The sequence below is a fragment of the Actinomadura madurae genome (genome assembly GCF_047130825.1).
Taxonomy (GTDB): domain Bacteria; phylum Actinomycetota; class Actinomycetes; order Streptosporangiales; family Streptosporangiaceae; genus Spirillospora; species Spirillospora madurae.
The window spans coordinates 4,152,470-4,174,143 of record NZ_CP083237.1 but is presented as its reverse complement, the minus strand read 5'-3'; the positions used below and the strand labels follow the sequence as shown (position 1 = coordinate 4,174,143).

The window sequence follows — 21,674 nt, the reverse complement described above, 5'->3', positions numbered from 1 at the left end:
CCGTGCCCGGGTCCGCGCTCGCGTAAGCTCAAAGCTTCCCCAAGCACTTTTGTCGTCGCGGCTGAGGAGTGGTCAATGCCGGAGCTGCAGCCGGGAGATCCCCGGCGGCTGGGCTCGTACGAGATCGTCGAGCGTCTCGGCGAGGGCGGCCAGGGCGTGGTCTACGCCGGTGTGGACGCCTCCGGGAACCGTGCCGCGATCAAGCTCCTGCGCGCCGACCTGGCCGGGGACACGATGGCGCGCAACCGGTTCGTCCGCGAGGCGCAGGCGGCCAAGCAGGTCGCGCGGTTCTGCACCGCGCAGGTGCTGGAGGCCGACGTCGCCGGCGACCAGCCCTACATCGCCAGCGAGTACGTGCCGGGCCCGTCGCTGTACAAGCAGGTCACCGAGACCGGCCCGATCAGCGGCGCGCCGCTGGACCGGCTCGCGATCGGCACCGCGACCGCGCTGGTCGCGATCCACCAGGCCGGCATCGTGCACCGCGACTTCAAGCCGCACAACGTGATCATGGCTCCGGACGGGCCGCGAGTGATCGACTTCGGCATCGCCCGCGCCCTGGACACCGGGCAGACGAACGCGACCAAGGCGATCGGGACGCCGTCCTACATGGCGCCCGAGCAGGTGGCGGGCGCGACGCTCACCGAGGCCGTGGACGTGTGGGCGTGGGCCACCACGATGGTGTTCGCGGCGACCGGGCACCCCCCGTTCGGCGACGACACCGTCGTCGCGGTCATCAACCGGGTGATGCACGAGCCGCCGTCGCTGGAGGGCGTCCCCGCCGACCTGCACCGGCTGATCGCGGCGTGCCTGGTCAAGGAGCCCGAGCGGCGGCCCACCGCGCAGCAGATCATGATGGCGCTGATCGGCAGCGGGCCGGGCGGCTCCGGGCAGACCAGGATGGACGACCCGGCGCAGGCCACCACGATGCTCGCGGAGGGCTCGACGCTCGCCGCGGGCGGCCTCGCGGGCGCCGGCCTCGCGGGCGCCGCCACGCACCCGGGCGGCGGGACGCGCCGGGTGTCGCCCGCCGAGTACACCGGGAACCTGCCGCCCGCGCGGCCCCCGGCTCCGCCGGGCCGCGGGACGCGCGGCCGGTACGACGACTGGGAGCCCGAGCGCAAGTCCCGGTGGCCGATCGTCGCGGCGGTGGCCGCGATCGCCGTGCTGGCGCTCGTCGTCGGCGTGTTCGCGGCGACCCGCGGCGGCGACGACCCGAACGCGCCCACGACGCCGACGGTGAGCGACTCCCCGACGGTCTCGGATTCGCCGACGGACGAGGAGCCCGAGGAGCCCACGCCGACCCGGACCCGGACCCGGCAGAACACGCCGCCTCCGAACACGTCCGCCCCGACCGAGGAGCCGCCGACCACGGAGGAGCCGCCGACCCCGCCCCCGACCACGGAGGAGCCCCCGACCACGGAGGACCCGCCGACCGGTGGCGGTGGAGGCGGCGGAGGCCCCGGTGGCGGCGGTGGCGGCGGTGGCGGCGGCACGACGCCCCCCGGCGGAGGCGACTGAGCCGGGCCGGTGACGCTTCCGCGATACGCGGGGGAGGGCGGTCATCGCCGCGATGCCGCGCCCTGAGTAGGCTCGTTGACTATGAAGGAGCCGCGGATCCTGTTCGTCCACGCCCATCCGGACGACGAGTCCATCGGGACCGGGGCGACCATGGCCAAATACGCCGCCGAGGGCGCCCATGTCTGCCTCGTCACCTGCACGCTGGGCGAGGAGGGCGAGGTCATCCCCGAGGAGTTGCGCCATCTGGCCTCCGACAAGGAGGACAGCCTGGGCGAGTACCGCATCGGCGAGCTGGCGGCGGCGTGCGAGGCGCTCGGCGTCCGCGACCACCGCTTCCTCGGCGGGGCGGGCCGCTGGCGCGACTCCGGCATGATGGGCGCGCCCACCAACGACGACCCGCGCTGCTTCTGGCAGGCCGACGTCACGACGGCCGCGCTGGACCTCGTCCCGGTGATCCGGGAGCTGCGCCCGCAGGTCATCGTCACCTATGACGAGCGCGGCAACTACGGGCACCCCGACCACATCCAGGCGTACCGGGTGGCGTGGCGGGCGTTCGAGCTGGCCGCCGACCCGGCCCACGAGGACGGCGCCGAGCCGTGGCGGGCCGCCAAGTTCTACGCCTACGCCACCCCGCGGACCGTCCTCGCCCGCGCGATCGCGGTGATGCGCGAGGCCAAGCTGCCGTTCGCCCGCGTCGCCGGGCTGGACGAGCTGGGCTCGGGCGTCCCGGACGGCCAGGTCACCACGGTGGTGGACGCCCGCGCGCACCTGCCCGCCAAGCTCGCGGCGCTGCGCGCCCACCGCACCCAGATCGTCGTCGCGCCCGAGCAGGTCGGGCCGTTCTTCGCGCTCTCGAACAACCTGGGGCAGCAGGCGTTCGGCACCGAGTACTTCGTCCTGCAGGCCGGTGAACTCGGCCCGCTCGGCCCCGGCCGCCGGGAGAAGGACCTCTTCGCCGGCCTCGCCGGCGCCCGGGACTGACCGCCCGGTTTCCCGGCATCGCCCGGCAGGCCGGGCCGGTACCCTGGCGTCCGTGGACAAGGACGACGACGCGCACGTCAGCCTCGCCAAGGAAGGCGATCCGGCGCCGGTGGACGCCGGCCCGCCCGGCCTGGAACGGGCGGGCGGCGAGGGCGCCGGCGACGCGTTCCTGTCCGGTGCCGCCTACGCGGCCCTCGGCATCCTCGGCGGCGTCTTCGGCGTGGTCGGCTCGTTCGCCCAGGACTGGACCGCCGGCCCCGTCCCGCTCGCGGCGATCGTCCTGGTGGGGCTGGTGTTCGCGATGGCGCGGCTGTCCGGCCGGGGGATGGGCGGGCGGCTCGGCGGGACGGTCCCCGCGGTCGTGTGGGGCATCGTGGTGTTCGTCCTGTCGATGCGCCGCCCCGAGGGCGACCTCGTCGTCCCCGCGACCCTCGCCGGCTACGTGTTCATCATCGGCGGCATGGTCGCCGCCGTGCTCGGGGTCATGCTGACGCCGCCGGCCCGCCCGCCGGGCGACTGGCTGCTCGGCAAGGCGGGCCGCACGCGCGGCTAGGGCGTCAGGACGCGAGCGGAGCCGGTTCGGGGTCCGCCGTCGCGGCCGGTGTCCCGGTCCGGTGGCCCTTCAGGGTCAGGCAGGCGGCGGCGCTCAGCAGGATGACGCCGATCGGCAGCCACATCGTCGGTTTCATCGCGTGCACGAAGCCGTGCGAGAACACCTGGCCGGCCAGCTCGTGGACGCGGTGCGCCACGCCCGGCGGGACACCGGCCGGGAGCTGCTGCCGGGCGCCGCTCTGCCCGGCGCCGACCTCCAGGCCGCCCTTGGCGGCGTCCGCGAACCCCTGCACGAAGCCGCCGCGGACGTCGGCCGGAAGCGCCGCCGAGCGGGCGGTCGCCTCGTCCCGGAGCGCGGACGCCAGCCGGTTCTGCATCACGGCGCCGACCGCCGCGCTGCCGAGCACGGACCCGACCTGCCGGATCGTGTTGTTGACGCCGGACGCGGCGCCCGCGAGCCGCGGCGGGACGTTCCGGGTCGCCTCGGTGGCCATCGGCGCGAACACGCCGCCGATGCCGAAGCCGGCCACGACGAGCGGGGCGACGAAGGCCGTCCAGTGCGTCCCGACCTCGGCGACGAGGACGAGCCACACCATGCCGAGGCCGTAGAGGGCGAGGCCGGCCATCAGGATGAACTTGCCGCCGATGCGGTCCGACATCCGTCCGGCGACGGGCGCGAGGAACATCGACACGATCGAGGACGGCGCCATCACCAGGCCCGCCTCCAGCGCGCTGAAGCCGAGCACGGACTGCAGGTAGATGGTCATGGGCAGGAACATCCCGATCATGCCGACCGAGACGGCCGCGCCGACGAGGTTCAGGACGGTGAAGTTGCGGTCCCGGAACAGCGAGAACGGGACGAGCGGCTCGCCGTCCTGGCGGCCCCGCTGCTGCACGACGAAGATCGCGAACAGGCCGAGCCCGGCGGCGACGAGCCCCCAGATGCCCTCGTTCCACTCGTACTTCTGGCCCTCGGTGAGCGCGAAGGTGAGGCAGAACAGCGCCGCGGACGCCAGCAGGACGCCGGGCAGGTCGAACCGGTGCCGGACGGTGCGGGTGTGGCCCGGCAGGATCGGCACCGCCATGGCCAGCACCAGGATGCCGATCGGCAGGTTCACGAAGAAGATCCACCGCCAGTCGAGGGTGGTGACGAGCAGGCCGCCGACGGTGGGCCCGGCGATGGTGGACACCCCGGCGACCGCGCCCCACACGCCGAGGGCGGCGCCGCGCCGCTGCGGCGGGAACACGCCGATGATGATCGACATGGTCTGCGGCATCAGCAGCGCCGCGCCGAGGCCCTGCACGGCGCGGGCCGCGATCAGCTGCGCCGGGCTCTGCGCGACGCCGCACGCCAGGCTGGACAGCGTGAACAGGGCGACGCCCGCGATGAACAGGTTCTTCTTGCCCCACAGGTCGCCGAGGCGGCCGGCGGTGATGAGCAGGACGGCGAGCACCAGGATGTAGGCGTTGACGACCCACAGCACCTGGTCGAGCGAGGCGTCCAGCTTGTCGATCATGCCCGGGATCGCGATGTTCACGATCGTCAGGTCGAGCAGCGTCATGAAGAATCCGAGGGAGAGCGTCAGCAGGATCGCCCAGGGATTGCCGCGCCATTTGCTCATGAGGCCCCCTTGTCGTCGGTGTGGTGCGGTCGTGGCCGAGGCCGCGGGTGGCAGATCGCCCGCGTCTCGCTGTCCTTCCAGGTGAGCCGGCCGGCCTCCAGGTCGTCGACGATCCCGCGCACGTAGTCGAGCTCGCTGCGCAGGCGTGCGATCAGCCATTCCTGGTCGATCAGCTTGTAGCGCTCGATGCCCTGCTTGCGGAGCGAGTCGTGGGCGGCCTGGTGCCCGGCCAGCGCCGCTTCCAGGGAGACGGTCCGGTTGCGCAGCAGGCGCGCGACCTCGCCTTCCGGGAGCAGGTTGATGAACGCCAGCCCGGTGCCGAACAGCGGGAACTCCTCGCTCGGACGGGCGAGCAGCTCGGCGAGCCGGAACTGGGCGGCGTCGCGTCCGGCGGTGGTCACCGCGTAGACGGTGCGCTCGGGGCGGCGCCCTTCGCGGCTGGTCTCCAGCGGCTCGATGAGGCCGGCCGCGGCGAGCCGCTCCACCGAGTGGTAGAGCGAGCCGTGCGTGATCTTGACGGCCTGGTCGTAGGCGTGGTCGCGGATGCGCTGCTGCATCTCGTACGGGTGCATCGGGCTGTCGCACAGCATGCGCAGCACCGTCAGCGCGAGCGGTGTGAGGGGTCGGGACATGGCGCCGGCCTCATGGTCGGAGGTGGATTAGTCCACTCAGACTAATCCATCCAGACTGTGACCGCCAAATGGCCCGCTATTCCCGATATTTCCCAGGTTATGGGCGGCTCAGCGCACGGCGTCCACCGAGTTGGCCGCCCCGTTGCGGGCCACGTAGTCGCCGACCCGGTCCTCCCGGACGGCGGTGAACAGCTCGCGGGAGCCATCCTCGTCCAGGAGTACGACACTCTGGCCGTCCCGCTCGGCCGTCCCGGCGACGGGGGCGGTCACGTACTCCAGCAGCGACGTCCTGAGCAGCCGCTGGGCGAGCCCGCGCAGCGCGCCGGCGGTCACCGAGTCGTCCACGGTCACCGAGCGGGTCACCGCCCGGATGAACCGGTCGATCTTGATCGGGTTGCGGGTGTCCAGCGCCTTGGCCGCGAGCGCGTTCAGGAACGCCTGCTGCCGCTTGATCCGGTCGAGGTCGCCGCCCGGCAGGTTCCACCGCTGCCGGACGAAGTCCAGCGCCTCGACGCCGTTCAGGTGCCGGCGCCCGGCCTCCCACGTCCGGTCGTGCATCGGGTCGAAGGTCTTCTTGGTGATGGTGACGTCCACGCCGCCGAGCGCGTCGGTCATCGTCACGAACCCGCCGAAGTCGAGCGCGGCGAAGTGGTCGACGCGGACGCGCGTCAGCTGCTCGACGGACCGGACCAGCAGCGCGGGACCGCCGTAGGCGAACGCCGCGTTGATCTTCGTCCGGCCGTGCCCGGGGACGGGCACCCAGCCGTCCCGCGGGATCGCGACGACCGACACCCGGTCGCCGCGCCCGGACAGGTGCACCAGCATGATCGTGTCGGCGCGGGCGCCCATCGAGGGCATGTCGGCGCGCCGGTCGGACCCGATCAGCAGCCAGTTCTCGCCCCGCCCGCTGGAGGACGGGCGCCCCGCCCCGGTGGGCAGCGCGCCGGAGACCCGGTCGACCTCCCCGTCGTAGGCGCGTTGCAGCAGGTAGAGCCCGCCGCCCATCACCAGCAGGAGGCCCACCACCAGCCCTCCGCACCCGAAGGCCACCCGGCGTCCGCCCCATTTCCGCAGCATGCCGCCCACCCTGCCGGGCGGGGACGTGAGCGCCGACGCGCCCGGCGGGCGGCGGTCAAGCCTTTGACGAGTTTCGGGTTTGCGATGAACGAGGAGACGCCGCCGGGCGCCGTTGACCGGCGGCGTTCCGGATCGGGAGGACAGCCGCGACCATCACCCCGGCCACGCGACAACCGGGGCCGCCGCGATCGCGTCCGAAGGCAGGGGCGAGCTTGCGAGACCCTGATCGCGCAGCGAGCCGCAAGGCGAGTCGGATGCGATGCCAGCGATCGCCGCGGTGCCCGACGATGGAGGGCCGCCAGGCCCGAAGGAGGAGGGCACTGCCATGAACACAGCAGGGCCGCTAGGCCCGAAGGAGGAGGGCACTGCCAAGATCACAGAGCGCGATTTCCAGCTGGTCGAGGGCCCAGTCGAGGTCGGCGCGCTCGATGACGAGCGGCGGGGCGAGGCGGAGCGTGGTCTCGTGGGTCTCCTTGGCGAGGACGCCGAGGTCCATGAGCCGCTCGCTGACCGGGCGGGCCCTGCCGTGCAGCTCGACGCCCGCCCACAGCCCGCGGCCGCGGACCTCCCGGACGAGGTCGCCGGGCAGCCGGCCGAGCCGCTCGTGCAGGTGCGCGCCGAGCGTCCGGGACCGCTCCTGGTACTCGCCGGTCTTCAGGATCGCGATCACCTCGCGCCCGATCGCGCAGGCGAGCGGGTTGCCGCCGAACGTCGAGCCGTGCTGGCCCGGCTTGAAGACGCCGAGGACGTCGCGGTCGGCGACCACCGCGGAGACCGGCATGATGCCGCCGCCGAGCGCCTTGCCGAGGATGTAGACGTCCGGGACGACGCCCTCGTGCTCGACCGCGAACGTGGTGCCGGTGCGGCCGAGGCCCGACTGGATCTCGTCCGCGATCATCAGCGCGCCGTTCGCGGTGCACAGCTCCCGCACCGCCCGCAGGAATCCGCTCGGCGGGACGTTCACGCCGGCCTCGCCCTGGATCGGCTCGATCAGCACGCCGACCGTGGCGTCGTCCATCGCGGACTTCAGCGCGTCGACGTCGCCGTACGGGACGGTCCGGAAGCCCGGCGTGTAGGGGCCGTAGGAGTCGCGGGCGTCGGGGTCGGTGGAGAAGCTGATGATGGTGGTCGTGCGGCCGTGGAAGTTGCCCTCGAAGGTGATGATGTTCGCCCGGTCCGCCGGGACGCCCTTGACCTCGTAGCCCCACTTGCGGGCGGTCTTCAGCGCGGTCTCGACCGCCTCGGCGCCGCTGTTCATCGGCAGCACCATGTCCTTGCCGCACAGCTCGGCCAGCTCGGACACGAACGGGCCGAACTGGTCGTGGTCGAACGCCCGGCTCACCAGCGTGACGCGGTCGAGCTGCCGCCGCGCGGCGTCGGTCAGCCGCGGGTTGCGGTGCCCGAAGTTGACCGCCGAGTACGCGGCCAGCATGTCGAGGTAGCGGCGGCCCTCGGCGTCGGTCAGCCAGACGCCGTCCGCCTCGGAGACCACGATGGGGAGGGGGTGGTAGTTGTGCGCGCTGTGGTCCTCGGACATCGCTCGCAGCTGGTCGGTGGCCGTCACGACGCTCCTTTCGCGGCTCGGCCCGGCCCGTCGGGCCGGGACATGGCTGGGACCCCGGACGGCGGGCCGGTGCCGAGGGTGAGGGCCGGGCGGGGTCAGGTGGCCGCCGGTCCGCTTCCCAGCGTATGTTCGGAGTTGACCGCCGACCAATGACGAAAACCGACTTCGGGGGTGTTGTTTGTTGCGTCTTGACGAGCTGGACCGTCGAATCGTTGCGCAACTCCTGGCGGACGGGCGCGCGTCCTACGCGCAGATCGGCGACCGGGTCGGGCTGTCGGCCCCGGCGGTGAAGCGGCGCGTCGACCGGCTCCGCGCGGACGGGGTGATCAACGGTTTCGCGGCCGTCGTCGACCCGGCCGCGCTCGGCTGGACGACCGAGGCGTTCATCGAGATCTTCTGCACCGGCGCGACGTCCCCGGAGGAGATCTACTCCAGCGTCCGCGGCCACCCGGAGGTCGTCGCGGCGTACACGATCAGCGGTGACGCGAGCGCTCTCGTGCACGTCCGGGCCCGCGACATCCAGCACCTGGAGCAGGCCCTCGAACGGCTCCGCCGGGAGGACAACATCACCGCGACGAAGACGGCGATCGTCCTGTCCCGGCTGATCGGGCGCCCCACCGACGCGCCGTCGCACTGACCCTTGGTCGCACTGACCCGAGACCGGCTGCGTAGGCTTCCGCCATGGACTTCGCGACCGCCGACCTGATCGACGACTTCGGGGACGAGCTGCGCAGCTGCGAGACGCAGTTCCGGCAGTACGGGGCGCGGACGGTGTTCGCCGGACCCGTCTCGACCGTGCGCTGCCACCGCGACAACGGGCTGGTGAAGAAGCTGCTCAACACGCCCGGCGAGGGTCGCGTGCTGGTCGTGGAGGGCGCCGGGTCGCTGGCGTCCGCGCTGATGGGCGACATGATCGCCGCGGCGGCGGTGGCGAACGGGTGGGCCGGGGTCGTGATCAACGGCGCGGTGCGGGACGTGGCGGCGCTCGCCCGGCTGGACCTCGGCGCGAAGGCGCTCGGCTCCAACCCGCGCAAGAGCGCCAAGGACGGCGCGGGCGAGGTCGACGTCCCGGTGACGTTCGGCGGCGTGGAGTTCCGGCCCGGCGACTGGCTCTACAGCGACGCCGACGGCATCGTCGTCGCCGGACGCGAGCTTCCCCTGTGACCTGCGGGCATCGCGCGAACTGCCAGGGCGTTCCGCGCAAGATCGGCTAAGTCGGCCGTAGCCGGGCGCGGCGCACCGTCTTACCTTCACTCAGCAACCCATCTGAGGCAGGGGAGACATGCGCGCCAAGAAGATGCTGCTGGTGCCCGCGGCGGCGATGGGGCTGGTCGTGGGAGTCGCGGCCGTCCCGGCCGCCGCGCAGCCGAGACCCCCCATCCCGGAGCCGACCGCCAACCCGTGGCAGATGCGGCACTGGCCGCAGACGCAGCCGTGGCAGCGCGCGGAGCCGGCCGCGCGCACGTTCGCCGCCGGCACGCCGCGTCCCATCGATCCGCAGAAGTACGAGCTCCCCGACACGATGACCTGGGACGACTACCGGTCCGTTCCGGGGACGTCGTGGGCGGACCCGTCCCGCAAGGGGTCGGTGAGGAACTTCAACGTCGCGGTCGTGCTGGCCGACTACCCGAACCAGCCGTTCGAGGTGACGCAGCCGAAGAACTCCTCCATCTTCGGCAACCCGACGATGGTGGGGGACGTCCCGCGCGACCAGGTCGCCAAGTTCTACCAGGACTTCCTCAACAAGCCGCAGGAGCTGAACCGCGGCCACACGCTCCACGAGTACTGGATGGAGGACTCCGGCGGCCGGTACGGGGTGAACCTCACCGGTTTCGGCGCGTACCGCATGCCCGCCAAGGACCATGAGTACGGCGTCGACGGCATGCAGGGCGGGACGGGCTGCCCGGCCGGCGACACCTGCGAACGCGACCTGCGCAAGGACGCGCGGGACGCGTGGGTCGCCGACATCGGCGAGGAGGCGGCGGGCGAGTTCGACTTCGTGTTCTTCCTCAGTGCCGGGCAGGACGAGTCGTCCACCTGGCAGGAGTTCGGCGAGATGAAGTTCGGCACGCCGGAGAACGTGCCGGCCGAGTGGGGGCCGGGCGACCCGGCCCTGCCGAACTGGGTGAAGACCCGCTACATCCCCTGGACGTCGTGGCAGGCCGGCTCGACGATCTGGCCGAACGCCATCGCCGGCGTCTCGTCCACCCAGGCGGAGAGCTCCGGCATGTCGGTGTACGCCCATGAGTTCAGCCACATCCTGGGCATCGGCGACAACTACAACAACCCGTACGGCGTGCCGCCGCGCCGCGCCTTCAGCGGCCCGTGGGACATGCTCAGCCGCGGCACGTTCAACGGCCCCGGCGGCCCGCACAGCCGGTGGACGATCCCGGCGACGGGCGGCGGCTCCATGGGCGCGCAGCACATGCTGCGCAACAAGCTGAAGCTGGGCATGGTCGATCCGGCGAAGGTGCTCCAGCTCGACCGGGACGGGCTCGCCGCGTCCGGCATGGTCGTGGCGAGGGTGACGGCGCGGGCGGCCGAGCCGGGCAGGGGCGGCCTCGCGGGCATCAACCTGAAGCTCGGCGCGGGCGGCGACAAGAGCCCGGCCTGCGACACCGGCGAGGACCCGCTCTGCGACGGCGGCGGCTACGACAACTACACCCTCGAGGTCGTCGACCGGATGGGCACCGACTCCTTCACCCCGGACTCCGGCGTCCTGCTGGCGAAGACGAAGGACGAGGACCGCGCCCCGTTCATCTGGGTCGCGGACGCCAACCCGCAGGACATCGACAAGGTCGACTTCGTCATGCCGGACGGCACGCCGCGCAAGATGACGATCGGCGACTACCGGCAGCTGTCGGACGCGCTGTACCACGCCGGGACGAACTCCGGCAGCGAGTACGAGTACGTCGACGAGGCGAACCGGCTGCACTTCTACGTCCTCGACCTTCGACGGGACCGGAAGGGCGTCCTGTCCTACACGGTCGCGGTCCGCTCGCTGGACGGCGCCGGGCCGCAGCGGCGCGGCGTGCGGGTCGACTCGGGCCGCGCCCGGCCGACCGGCGGCGGCTGGGCCAAGTGCACGCTGGCGCTCCGCAACACGGGCCGCGGCGGCAGCGGCCACCACGGCTCCGACGTGTTCCGGCTGAAGGCCGCCGTGTCCGGCGAGGGCTGGACGACGTGGCTGCCGAACGAGCTGGCCACCGCCAAGGCGAAGGGCCGGACGCACGTCGAGGTGTGGGCGAAGGCGAAGCCGGGCGCCGACCGGCGCGCGACGCTCCGGCTGACGGGGACCTCGGAGAGCGACCCGTCGAAGTCCGACACCGGGACGTGCCGCCTTGGCTGACCGGACTGACACGGGCTGACCGGACCTGACCTGCCCGCGAGGACGGGACGGCCCCCGCGCGGGGCCGTCCCGTCCCTCATGTCCGGGTGATGACGGAAGTTTGCCTTTCCCGAGATCGTGCCGGGGTCGTCCGTCCCGTCCGGCCTGGGTAGGTGCGGACTGTGATGATCTTGCAGCATATGGTGACCATTGTTCGGTGGCCGGGGGCGGCGGCCCTCGCGGCCGGGGTCCCGCTCGCCGCGCTGGTGGCCGCTGCCCCGGGCATCGCCCACGCGGCGCCCGCGAAGAGGACGGCGGTCGCGAAGGGGGCGGTGTGGGCGGCCCCGCTGAAGGTCCGCGACTTCGACCTGCGCCGCGGCGCCGACCGGAGCGCGCCGCTGCGGGCGCTCGCCGGCCGGCTGCGCAGGACCGGCGTCGGCGCGCTGCTCGGCGCGTCCGGGTCGAGCAGGCTGGGCCGGGGCTGCGGCAAGGCCGCCGCGGTGCCGTCCGGTGCGCAGGTGTACTGCTTCGACCGCGCGGACACCGCCACCCGCGCGTGGATCCCGCAGGGCGTGACGAGCGTGTCGGACGCCGTCGCGGGCGAGCGGTGGTCGGGCGGTGACCGCCCGCTCGTCGTGTCCTGGCACGAGAACGGCAAGGTCAGGATCACGTTCGTCGACCCGGCCCGGCGCCGCTACCGGCACGTCCTGCTGGTCGAGCCGGTCATGAAGGGCCGGCACGTCACCTACCGGGACATCAAGGTCCACGCGGGCGGCATCGCCTGGTACGGCGACAGGCTCTACGTGGCCGACACCTGGCGCGGGCTGCGCGAGTTCGACATGCGGCAGATCTACGACCTGGCCAGGAGCAAGGCGGGCTCGACCGGTCACGCCGGCCGGGTCGGGCTTCACCGTGGCAAGTACTACGCCCACGGATACCGCTTCGTGATGCCGCAGACGGGCGACCGGAGGTTCACGCGGGGGCGCGCCCGCGCGTGCAAGGGGTCGGGACCGCTGCGCATGTCGTGGGTGGGCGTCGACCGGACCCGGTCGCCGCACGTCCTCATCGCGGGCGAGTACTGCCGCCCGGACCAGGCGCGGGGACGCGTCGTCACCTGGCCGATGGCGGCGCTGGCGGGGAGCGGGACCGCCCGCGCCACCTGGGGGGCGCCCCTGCCGGGCGACCGGATCCAGGGCGGGGTCAGGACGCGCGGCCACTGGTGGTTCACCCAGGGCCGGGGCACCAAGCGCGGCCGGCTCCTCACGACCCGGCCGGGCCGGAACGGATGGGGCCGGGTGAAGTACCGGACGATCTCGCACGGCCCCGAGGATCTGTCGTGCTTCCGTGGCCGGCACCGGATCTGGACGATCGCGGAACGTCCGAACAAGCGGGCTCTGTGGAGCTTCCACGCGAGCCCATGCGGTTGAAGACCCAGACGGCCCCGACCGCCATGACGCCCAGCGCGGCGGCGATCCAGGCGGTCGACCTGTAGCCCGCCCCGGCGTCGATGGCGAGCCCGCCGAGCCAGGGCCCGACGGTGATACCGACGTTGAACGCGACCACGGTCCCGGCCGCGACCAGCGTCGGCGCGCCGTCCACCAGCCCGAACGCCCGCGAGTTGAGCGTCGGGTTCGTCCCGAACCCGACGAGGCCGAGCAGGAAGACGAGCACCACCACGGGGAGGGGCGACCCGGCCGTCAGCGCGAGCAGCACCGACACGACCGCGAGGCCCCCGAACCCGGTGTACAGGGTCGGGACGCCCCACGCGTCGGCCGTCCGCCCGCCGGCGGTGATCCCGATGAGGGCGCCGACGCCGTAGAGCGCGAGCACGCCGGGGACCCACCGCTCCGCGATCCCGGTCGTCTCGGTCAGCAGCGCCCCCAGGTAGCCGAAGGTGACGAGGAGCCCGCTCGTGGCCACCGCGATCGTCCCGTACAGGACCCACAGCCGGGGGACGGCGAGGGCCCGCACCTCGTCCCGTACCCGGGGCGGTGGGCCCTCGGAGCGCCCCGCCGGGATCGTCGCGGCGACCCCCGCCATCGTGGCCGCGGACATCGCGGCCACCACCCAGAACGCCGCCCGCCAGCCGAGGTGCTGCCCGACCACCGTCCCGGCCGGAAGCCCCACGATCGCCGCGACGGTGAGCCCGCCGGCGACGACGCTCATCGCCCTGCCACGCGCTCTCGCCGGGACGAGGTCGACCGCCGTGGCCGCCGCGACCGCCCAGAACCCGGCGTAGACGAACGCGCCCACGACGCGCATCGCGAACAGCGTCCAGTACCCGGGTGTCAGCGCGCTGACCACGTGCGTCAGCGCGAACACCGCGAGGAACGCCAGGAGCGCCCGCCGGTGCGGCCACCGCAGCGTCAGGACGGCGAGGACGGGCGCGCCGGCGAGCATGCCGATCGCGAAGGCCGAGATCAGCAGCCCGGCGGCGGGCACGGAGACCCCGAGGTCGTGCGCCATGCCGGGCAGCAGGCCGGCCAGCATCAGCTCCGACGTGCCCTGCGCGAAGATCGCCAGCCCCAGCACGTAGACGGCCAGTGGCATCGGTGTCCTCCAGTATTGGATAGATCAGTACAAAATTGGGCCGAAAAAAGGGGCGGCGCGGGGGCCGCCGGGGTCTAGACCGAGTGCATGGCGGTGTCGGCGATCGCCGTGAGGGCGGGCCGCCCCGCGCCGCCGCGGGCGGCGACCTGGATACCGCTGATGGTCGAGATCATGAAGTGCGCCAGCGCGTCCGCGTCCTTGGCGGGGTCGATCTCGCCCGCCTGGACGGCGCGCTCGATCGCGGCCTTGAGGGCGGCGAGCCGCCGGCGCCGGTCCCGTCCGAGCCGCTCGGCGATGTCGGGGTCGTGCGGGCCGAGTTCGACGGTCGCGTTCACCACGAGGCATCCGGACGGGTCGTCCTCGTCCGGGGCGACGGCCCACTCCAGAACGGTGCGGAGCCGCTCCCGGATCGGCGTCCCGTCGTCCTTGAGCAACTCGATGAGCCGGGTGGTGCGCACGTCCATGTAGTGCGACAGCGCCTTGACGAACAGTTCGTGCTTGCTGGCGAACGTGTTGTAGATGCTGCTGCGCCCGAGCCCGGTGGCCGCGCACAGCTCCTGCGTGGACGTCGCCTCATACCCGGCCGTCCAGAACGCCCGCATGGCCGCCTCGACGGCCCGCCCCTCGTCGAACTTCCTGGGCCGTGCCATACCCGCACCGTAACACGTTATGGACAGCTCGATCCAATATGGCTCAGGCGAGCTCGTCCAATCGGACGAGCCGGTGCCGGTCCGGGTGTGCCAGGAGAGCCTGACCGTGGGCCAGGGGGCCGTGCAGTTCGGGGGGAATCTCCCACAGCCTCGCCTCGTGCCCGCCGACGTAGCTGGTCAGCAGCACGGGGGCGCCCAGCTCCCGCAGGGCGACGACCACGGGATCGAGCGGTTCGCCGAGCGTGATCTGATGCCGCGCGAGTACGAGGTGGATGCCGTGCTCGCGGCTGGTCCTCAGCTGGGGGAGGAACTCGGCGAGCGGATCGTCCCGGAGCAACCGCTGGCGACCCGCCACGACGACGTAGACCGCGGGGCCGCTGCCGCTGATCAGGCGCGCCCTCACACTCCAGATGGCCTCGTTCAGCATCGGGCCGAAATCGTCGGCCGACGTCGTGTACCGCACACCGGCCTCCGCCCAGCCGGTCCTGGGGGTCAGCCGGGCATCGCCCTCGTCCAGGACGTAGACGGCCTGTTCGCGACCGGTGCCGGTCGACACCAGCTCGTCCACGATCCGGCGCACCAGGACGGTCTTGCCGGATCCGTACGGGCCGCTGATCAGCAGATGCCGATCGATGCCGAAGTCATGGAGCGCCGGCTCGCCGGTCTCAGGGGCGGTGCCGAGCCTCACCTGGCGGGACGCCCGCGCTCGGGGGCGTGCGGGGGTCGCATCGAAGGCGGAGACCCATCGGAAGCGTTCGGCGAAGCCGGGCACCGTGCGGAACAGTTCGCGGAAACGGGCCGGCTCGCCGCAGAGGATCATCAAGGGGCCGTCGGGGTCCTCGTCCATCGCGGAGATCAGGCTCTCGATGGTGGCGGCGCCGAGGTAACCGGTCTCCGGATCCTGGTCCGGCCGGTCGTGGACGAGGACGGCACCGCCCGGGGTGAGCCTGTAGATCCCCGACACGGTGGCGGCGGGATCGTCCTCGGAGCCCGGCGACTCGGCGTACGCCAGCGAGGTCAGGTTGCTCCGCGTGAGCGCTCCGAGGTCGGCGAGCATGTCCACGTACAACCGGGCCGCCGCGGACATCTCGGGCGTACGCGGCCCGGGAAGGACCAGATGGCGTGGCCCGCCGGGGACACCGTCGCGGACGTCGTCGGCCTCTGCCTGCAAGATCTGCCGCAGCGCGTCCCGCACCCGTGCGCCGTCGACCGGCTCGCCCTCGGGCGTCCGCCGCCTGTCCTCGACCGCCTCGTCCAGGCCGGTGATCAGGCGGTCCAGCGCGGCCGGGGCCACGGCATCCAGCGCGGTTCGCCGGCGCTCGCGGGGTCCGATGACCAGATCGTCGACGATGGTGCCCTCCGCCGACATCGCCCGCCAGCGGTTCCGAGCCCGGGTGACGAAGTCGTCGACGACGGAGGCGGGGGGCTCCTCCGCCACGGTGAACGGTTGCGGAGAGCCGCCGCCGGCGAGGAGGTACGCCGCTCTGTCGTCGGGAAAGGGGAGGTTCGGTCGTCCGAGGACGCGTTCGAGCTCGGCGGGAGGCAATCGGCTCGCCGCGATGCGCCACCCGAGGAGGGGCAGGAAACGGTCCCACATCGTGGTGTTCTCGACGGTGGACGAGGCGAGCAGGAGTTGCACGCCGAGGGCTCTGCCTCGCTGAGCCAGGGAGAGGAGCGTCTCGCCCACCTCGCGCCTGCTGGACGGGAACGTCAGCGACACGTCGGCCACGACCAGCAGGCGCGTCGCCTCTTCGGAGGGCGTCGTGGTGGTGGCCTCGGAGGCCCCCGGGATGTTCCGCGGTGGCCTGGCGGACCGGGTGCCGAGTTCGTGCGTCAGGTAGTCGAGGAAGCGCTGGAGTTCGTCAGGGTGCCCGAGCAGTTCGTCCCGCGTGTAGCGGACGTGCGGGAGGTCGAGGGGTTCGCCGAGAGGATGCTCGCCCAGGCCGGCGAAGGCGAGGCTCAGGTTCGCGGGGGAGTGCCCGGCGGCGAGGGCGAGGGTGACAACCCGGACGATGCGCTGCCTGTCTTCGGGGGTGCCGGTGATCAGGCCGTGCGGGAGCCCGGCGGAGGCGTCCAGCGGGTAGAGGCTGACGACGTTTCCGGCCGGGTCGTAGCCGATCGCCGGGTTGCGCGGAGTGGAGGCGGGCCGTGCCCAGGCCTCCTGGAACATCCCGCTGGGGCCGCCGCCGTTCAGCCGGAGCACGTCGAACCGCGGGACGGCGGAGGGCACGACTTCCGGCTCGGGCTCCGCGGTGGACGGGGAGGTCTCGTACCTTTCGAGGAAGTGCCTCCGCATGCGGTTCCCAAGAGGGGCGACGCTGTCCGCGAGGATGCGGGCGGGTCGGAACCGGGGGCGGGCCTGCTCGCCGAAGACGTGAAGGAAGGCCGCGTCCTCGTCGTGCCGGCTGGGCGTCCCGAGCACCCAGCCGATCCTGTCCGCGAACGGCGTCGGTGCGGGCGAATCCGAGGGTGAGCAGAGCACGAAGGTGATGCCGTGGGCCGGGCCTTCTCTGTAGAGATCTTCGAGCGACGTCCCCAGGTCCGGATACGCCTCCAGCAAGGGTCCGAAGTCGTCGATGACCGCGATGAGGGCGGGGAGCGGATCGAGTGGCCGTCCGTCGTCGACGGCGGCCTGGTACTCCTCCCAGGTGCCGACTCCGGCGGCCCGGAGGATGCCCTTCCGGCGCTGTCGCTCGGCCTTGAGAACCTTGGGTATGTCGCTCACCGCATGAGAGGACGCCGCCGGGGCGTACACGCCCTGGGTCGTGTGCGGAAGGCTTCCGAGGCCGGCGAACGACATGGGCTCGGCGAAGCCGAAGAAGTTGAAGGTGACGATGTTCGGCGAATGGGTCAGCGCGAGGCTGAGGACGAGTGTCCGCATCAATGCGTCGCGTTCGGGGCGTGGACCGGTGATCTGCCCGTGCGGCGGTTCCGGATCGCCGCGGAGGACGTCCAGCCATACCGGGCCGACGTTGTCCACTCCGATCAGCGTGGGGCGCGGGGGCCGGTCCCAGTCGTCGCCGAGGAGGTCGTCGACCGGCCTGCCGAGGAGTTCCAGCAGGTCGGGAGCCGCAGGCGGGCCAGGGGCGAGGTGGTCGCGGGCCTCCGGGGTGAGGACGGCGAAGTGGTCGGTGTCGGCCGCGAGGGCGACCGGGCCGCCGTCGGTGGGGAGCAGGGCGCGGAACGTCTCGGCGGACGTCCCGGCGCGGCGCTCGATCTCGGCGGAGACGGCTTCCAGGACGTGCCGGGTGTGCAGCGCCTCGGGGCGCGGGAGGGTGTCGAGCAGGGCCTCGCGGGCGCCGGGGACGAACGCGTAGTGGACGCCGCCCGCCGGGCGGAGCAGGCCGCTGAGCAGGACCTCGGCGAGCTGCCCCGGTCCCGAGCCGCCGAGGACGCGGTGCTGGATGAGCCGCATCACCGGAAGGGACGGGACGGAGACGGCGACGTGCGCGGCGAGTTCGGCGGCGTCCGGGGACGCGGTGGCGAGGAAGCGGCGGACGCGTTCGGCGACCGGCAGTTCCCGCTCGCGACGTACCGGGGCGGCCGTCCCGGACGGGCGGGCGGGCAGCGTCGCGACGGCGGCCGGCTGCGGTTCCGAGCCGGCGACCAGCCGGGCCCAGGCGCCGAACCAGCGCGGCGAGATCTCCAGGACGGGCACCGGCACCCCGGCCCCGGCGGCGCCGTCGTACGGGGTGAAGCGCAGGTCGGTGTTCGGCGCGCCGGGGCGCGGGAGGTGGGCGAGGCCCGGCGCGGCGGGGGCGGCGGTGCGCCGCCAGAGCCGCTCGGCGAGGGGCTGCACGATGGCGGTCGGCCCCGCCTGGGCCCAGCTGCGGACGGCGTGGGCGGCGCGCCCGTCCCACCAGTGCGGGCCGGAGCAGTCGCTGAGGACGAGCACGGCCTGGCGGCCGGAGGTGTCCAGCAGCGTGCGCGGGTCCCGGGGCGGGGCCTCGGGCGAGGAGGTGACGCGGCCGGTCGCGTCGAGGTAGCTGACGTGGACGTCCTGGAACGCGCCCTGGCGGACGAGCGTCTCGGCCAGCTCGCGGGCGAGCGGACGCCACAGCCGCATCGTCGGGCCCGCGTCCACGACCAGGCTGAGGCCGAGCCAGCGTTCCGGCGACGGGACGAGGACGGGCGTCCACAAGCGGGTGTCGGCGATGCGGGCGGCGGTGGCGTCCTCGTCCAGCTCGCGCCGGTGCCTGGAGGGGACGCGGCGCTTCAGCGGGCGCAGCGCCCGCTGCACGCCGAGCGGGTCGGCGAGCATCGGCGCGGTCGGGACGAGCACCTCGGACGCCTCACCCACCGGCTCCGCCTCGGTGGCGGGACGGGGATGGAGCCCGGTCAGCGGCTCGGCGTGCGGGGGCGGTGCGGGCGGGGCGGGGGGCGTCGCGAGGCCGGGTTCGTCCGCGCGCCCTTCGGAGACGGGCGGCAGAACCGGCGGCCCAGGGGGAGCTGCCTCTCCGGGAGGGGAGATGTGGCAGGCGAGCCACAGCATCTCGCTCAGCTCGCGGGCGTCCGGCGGCGGCCCGATGGCCGAGAGGGCGTCCCGGAGGCGGTCAATCGTCATCGACGGGCCCGGTCAGGTAGGGCATGATGCGGTCGGCCAGGGCGCGGCGGTCCTCGGTGTCGGCGTGGCGGCACAGGTAGACGGCGTTGAGGAGCTGGTCGGTGGCGAGCGTCCCGGCCGTGGAGCGTTCGAAGAAGCGGCGGACGAGGTCGTCGCTCTGGTCGGCGAGGCCGCCGAGGTGCTCCCGGACGATCGCCGACAGCTCGGCTTCCCCGGACGGCTGCCGCAGCTCGACCGTCACGCATCGCCGCAGGAAGGCGGGCGGGAACTCGCGTTCCCCGTTGCTGGTCATCACGACCAGCGGGAACGCGCGGCATCGCACGGTCCCGGCGGTGACGGTGACGCGGTCGCCGGGACCGTCGGCGGTCATGACCTCGGCGGATGGGTCGGCGCGGCGGGTCAGCTCCGGCAGCTCGTACTCGCCCTTCTCGAAGATGGTGAGCAGGTCGTTGGGCAGGTCGATGTCGCTCTTGTCGATCTCGTCCACCAGCAGGACGCGCGGCCGTTCGTAGGGCAGCAGCGCCGTGCCGAGCGGCCCGAGGCGGATGTAGCGGCCGATGTCCTCCTCGCGCGGGGCGTCGTCCCGTCCGGCCGCGTACAGGCGGGTCAGCGGGTCGTACTGGTAGAGACCGTCCCGCAGGGTGGTCCGGCTGGTGATGGGCCAGTGCAGGACGGGGCCGAGACCGAGTTCGTGCGCCACCGCGTAGGCCAGCGTCGATTTCCCAGTACCGGGCGGCCCGGTCACGAGCAGCGGACGACGCAGGTACAGCGCGGCGTTGACCTGCTGCACGGCGTCGTCCGAGGGACGGTAGGTCGTCGCCTGATGCTCGTTCCCCGAAGGCCGGTCGGGGATCGGCAGGACGGGTTCACCGTCGAACGCGCGCCATGGCGGCGGTGGAGGCAGCCGGTCGATGCCGTCATGCCTGAGACGGCTCCCGGTGTAGAGCAGCCAGTCGGGCACCTATACCTCCATGGCGAGCGGGGGGTCGGGCAGCCGGGACGGGTCGTCCCACAGCAGCGTCAGGTCGCGGCCGGGATGCGGCGCGTCCTTGGGGGCGAGGAGGGCGGCCTTGCGCAGGGCGAGCGCCACCTGCGGCAGGTCGCCGGGATGCTTGTCGCAGACCGCGCCGGTCAGCTCGTCGAGGACGTGGTGCCCGCGGCAGTTCTCGTGGGACGACGCGTCGCACGGGGTGCGCGTCCAGAGCATGACGGGGATGCCGTTGTTGAGCGCGGCCGTCAGCCAGCTCTTCACCGGACGCGACCCGTAGACGAGCACGCAGAAGTCGATGTTCGCCTCAAGCCAGTCCTGGAACTCGCTGCCTTTGCGGGGTGCGTCGCATGCGATCGGACGCGGTTCGCTGCGTCCCCGCTCGTTCAGCAGCCGCCAGCGGTGGTGGGCCTGGTCGCGCCGGATCGAGTCGGGCCGCAGCCGTTCCACGTCCCGCACCACCACCGGGTACTTGCGCATCGAGATCCTGTTGCGCGGGTCGACGTACCACTGCTCGAACGGCTTGCCGAGCCAGCTCTCCGGCACCGCGAACTCGATCATCCAGTCGCGTCCGAACAGCGCGGGCGCCAGCGCCGCGACGCCCGCCTCGACCACCGGCCGCACCCGCCGCTCGGGCACCCGCTCGGTCGGGCGCCCCGGGCCCTCCGCCCCGTCGATCCAGGTGTGCACGGTCACGTCGAAGGCGTTGTCGAACGTGACCCGCTCCAGCCGGACGATCACCGACGCGGGCCCGGACCTCGGGGCCGCCGGCGCCGCGCCGGGCAGGTGCCGCGCGGACCACGCGGTGAGCCGCCGCCGTCCGGCCTCGTCCAGATGCCGCCCGAGCCCGGCGACGAACCGGACGAGCCGCTCCTCCTCCCAGCCTTCGGCGACGTACCGCACCGACCCCCACGCGGACCGGAACCCGCCGAGCGGCGGGCGGCCGGTGACGCGTTCGAGGTCGGCGGCCAGCGGGTCGGTGAAGCGCACGCCGTCGAGGAGCTCCCGCAGCTCCCGCCGCGCGCCCGCGGTGAGCCACCGCAGCGGCAGTAGATCGTCCAGCTCTTCCCAGTACGTCCGGATGTGCGTGATGGGGAGCATCCAGCCGAGGTCGGCCCGGTCGCCGTGCCGCAGCTCGGCGTTCGTCACCATGCCGATGACCTCGCCCGTCGCCGGGTCGTAGACGGCCGACCCGCTGTAGCCCTCCTCCAGCCAGTCGCCCGGCCCCGTCTTCAGCTCCCACCACTCGCGCCGCATCCCGCGATGCGGGAACGTGGTCACGGACGCGTGCCGCTCGTTCTGGTCGGGCCGCCACGGGAACCCGCAGGCGCCGAACGTCCGTCCGCCGGACGTGCGCTCGCGCAGCCCGTCGGGCGCCGCCAGCCGCGCGGGCGTGTACGGGACGGGCTCGCGAAGTTCCAGGACGGCGACGTCACCCGGGTCGCCCTCCCGGCGCCAGTCGCCGCACCGGATCACCGTGACGGGGAGGTCCTCCCGCAGCCCGGGGAACCCCACCCGCGCCTCGTCCATCCCCTGCACAGTGTGCGCGCAGGTCAGCAGTCTCGTGCTGGTCACGAGGAACGCCGCGCCGAGCTTGCCGCCGGACGCGGGGCCGACCCAGGCGCGCCACTGCCAGTCGTCCACGATG

15 protein-coding genes are annotated in these 21,674 nt (G+C 73.3%); 6 read left to right on the top strand and 9 right to left on the bottom strand.

Annotation, left to right across the window (positions count from 1 at the left end; all coding sequences use genetic code 11):
* Window positions 1-75: 75 nt before the first annotated feature.
* From K8Z49_RS18910 to K8Z49_RS18900, 3 genes are all read left to right on the top strand, one after another.
* On the top strand, window positions 76-1,518 hold the full coding sequence (locus K8Z49_RS18910; protein ID WP_024934116.1) for a serine/threonine-protein kinase: 1,443 nt from the start codon (window positions 76-78) through the stop codon (window positions 1,516-1,518).
* An 81-nt stretch (window positions 1,519-1,599) separates the two neighbouring features.
* Window positions 1,600-2,499: an N-acetyl-1-D-myo-inositol-2-amino-2-deoxy-alpha-D-glucopyranoside deacetylase gene (gene mshB / locus K8Z49_RS18905; RefSeq protein WP_021598206.1), complete on the top strand. Its 900-nt coding sequence runs from the start codon at window positions 1,600-1,602 to the stop codon at window positions 2,497-2,499.
* 52 nt (window positions 2,500-2,551) lie between these two features.
* Window positions 2,552-3,052, top strand: coding sequence for a DUF6113 family protein (locus K8Z49_RS18900; RefSeq protein WP_021598205.1), 501 nt, complete (start codon window positions 2,552-2,554; stop codon window positions 3,050-3,052).
* Window positions 3,053-3,056: 4 nt separating this feature from the next.
* Here the strand turns inward: K8Z49_RS18900 and K8Z49_RS18895 are convergent, their stop codons facing one another.
* From K8Z49_RS18895 to rocD, 4 genes are all read right to left on the bottom strand, one after another.
* On the bottom strand, window positions 3,057-4,673 hold the full coding sequence (locus K8Z49_RS18895; RefSeq protein ID WP_021598204.1) for a DHA2 family efflux MFS transporter permease subunit: 1,617 nt from the start codon (window positions 4,671-4,673) through the stop codon (window positions 3,057-3,059).
* Window positions 4,670-5,305, bottom strand: coding sequence for a PadR family transcriptional regulator (locus K8Z49_RS18890; RefSeq protein WP_021598203.1), 636 nt, complete (start codon window positions 5,303-5,305; stop codon window positions 4,670-4,672). The genes K8Z49_RS18895 and K8Z49_RS18890 overlap by 4 nt, the downstream gene beginning before the upstream one ends.
* Window positions 5,306-5,413: 108 nt before the next feature.
* Entirely contained in the window at window positions 5,414-6,382 is a 969-nt protein-coding gene (locus K8Z49_RS18885) for an LCP family protein (RefSeq protein ID WP_412520061.1), read from the bottom strand.
* A gap of 343 nt (window positions 6,383-6,725) precedes the next feature.
* Complete coding sequence (gene rocD, locus K8Z49_RS18880) at window positions 6,726-7,919, bottom strand: ornithine--oxo-acid transaminase (RefSeq protein ID WP_412521098.1); 1,194 nt, start codon at window positions 7,917-7,919, stop codon at window positions 6,726-6,728.
* A 208-nt stretch (window positions 7,920-8,127) separates the two neighbouring features.
* Here rocD and K8Z49_RS18875 point away from each other — a divergent pair, with 208 nt between their 5' ends.
* The 3 genes from K8Z49_RS18875 to K8Z49_RS18865 all read left to right on the top strand — a co-directional run bounded on the left by K8Z49_RS18875 (window position 8,128) and on the right by K8Z49_RS18865 (window position 11,295).
* Window positions 8,128-8,583, top strand: a complete 456-nt coding sequence (locus K8Z49_RS18875; RefSeq protein ID WP_021598200.1) for an Lrp/AsnC family transcriptional regulator — start codon at window positions 8,128-8,130, stop codon at window positions 8,581-8,583.
* 44 nt (window positions 8,584-8,627) lie between these two features.
* Window positions 8,628-9,110 carry a ribonuclease E activity regulator RraA gene (rraA, locus tag K8Z49_RS18870; RefSeq protein WP_412520059.1) on the top strand — a complete coding sequence of 161 codons (483 nt, stop codon included), beginning with the start codon at window positions 8,628-8,630 and terminating at the stop codon, window positions 9,108-9,110.
* Window positions 9,111-9,228: 118 nt separating this feature from the next.
* Window positions 9,229-11,295, top strand: coding sequence for a M6 family metalloprotease domain-containing protein (locus K8Z49_RS18865; protein ID WP_412520057.1), 2,067 nt, complete (start codon window positions 9,229-9,231; stop codon window positions 11,293-11,295).
* Between the two features lie 1,239 nt (window positions 11,296-12,534).
* On the opposite strand, the gene K8Z49_RS18860 is transcribed toward K8Z49_RS18865, so the two are convergent.
* From K8Z49_RS18860 to K8Z49_RS18840, 5 genes are all read right to left on the bottom strand, one after another.
* Window positions 12,535-13,824, bottom strand: a complete 1,290-nt coding sequence (locus K8Z49_RS18860; RefSeq protein WP_412520055.1) for a Cmx/CmrA family chloramphenicol efflux MFS transporter — start codon at window positions 13,822-13,824, stop codon at window positions 12,535-12,537.
* 74 nt (window positions 13,825-13,898) lie between these two features.
* Complete coding sequence (locus K8Z49_RS18855) at window positions 13,899-14,474, bottom strand: TetR/AcrR family transcriptional regulator (protein WP_412520053.1); 576 nt, start codon at window positions 14,472-14,474, stop codon at window positions 13,899-13,901.
* Between the two features lie 43 nt (window positions 14,475-14,517).
* Window positions 14,518-19,038, bottom strand: coding sequence for an SAV_2336 N-terminal domain-related protein (locus tag K8Z49_RS18850; protein ID WP_412520051.1), 4,521 nt, complete (start codon window positions 19,036-19,038; stop codon window positions 14,518-14,520).
* A complete protein-coding gene (locus K8Z49_RS18845) occupies window positions 19,028-19,999 on the bottom strand; it encodes an AAA family ATPase (RefSeq protein ID WP_075020916.1) in 972 nt (323 codons plus the stop codon). Before K8Z49_RS18845 ends, K8Z49_RS18850 begins: the two co-directional genes overlap by 11 nt.
* A complete protein-coding gene (locus K8Z49_RS18840) occupies window positions 20,000-21,670 on the bottom strand; it encodes a trypsin-like peptidase domain-containing protein (protein WP_181663117.1) in 1,671 nt (556 codons plus the stop codon).
* Window positions 21,671-21,674 lie beyond the last annotated feature (4 nt).

Bases quoted from the DNA above. Each gene is read 5' to 3' on its own strand.
- K8Z49_RS18910 (WP_024934116.1), top strand. From the start codon at position 76: ATGCCGGAGCTGCAGCCGGGAGATCCCCGGCGGCTGGGCTCGTACGAG.
- mshB (WP_021598206.1), top strand. From the start codon at position 1,600: ATGAAGGAGCCGCGGATCCTGTTCGTCCACGCCCATCCGGACGACGAG.
- K8Z49_RS18895 (WP_021598204.1), bottom strand. From the start codon at position 4,673: ATGAGCAAATGGCGCGGCAATCCCTGGGCGATCCTGCTGACGCTCTCC.
- K8Z49_RS18890 (WP_021598203.1), bottom strand. From the start codon at position 5,305: ATGTCCCGACCCCTCACACCGCTCGCGCTGACGGTGCTGCGCATGCTG.
- K8Z49_RS18885 (WP_412520061.1), bottom strand. From the start codon at position 6,382: ATGCTGCGGAAATGGGGCGGACGCCGGGTGGCCTTCGGGTGCGGAGGG.
- rocD (WP_412521098.1), bottom strand. From the start codon at position 7,919: ATGTCCGAGGACCACAGCGCGCACAACTACCACCCCCTCCCCATCGTG.
- rraA (WP_412520059.1), top strand. From the start codon at position 8,628: ATGGACTTCGCGACCGCCGACCTGATCGACGACTTCGGGGACGAGCTG.
- K8Z49_RS18865 (WP_412520057.1), top strand. From the start codon at position 9,229: ATGCGCGCCAAGAAGATGCTGCTGGTGCCCGCGGCGGCGATGGGGCTG.
- K8Z49_RS18860 (WP_412520055.1), bottom strand. From the start codon at position 13,824: ATGCCACTGGCCGTCTACGTGCTGGGGCTGGCGATCTTCGCGCAGGGC.
- K8Z49_RS18855 (WP_412520053.1), bottom strand. From the start codon at position 14,474: ATGGCACGGCCCAGGAAGTTCGACGAGGGGCGGGCCGTCGAGGCGGCC.
- K8Z49_RS18850 (WP_412520051.1), bottom strand. From the start codon at position 19,038: ATGACGATTGACCGCCTCCGGGACGCCCTCTCGGCCATCGGGCCGCCG.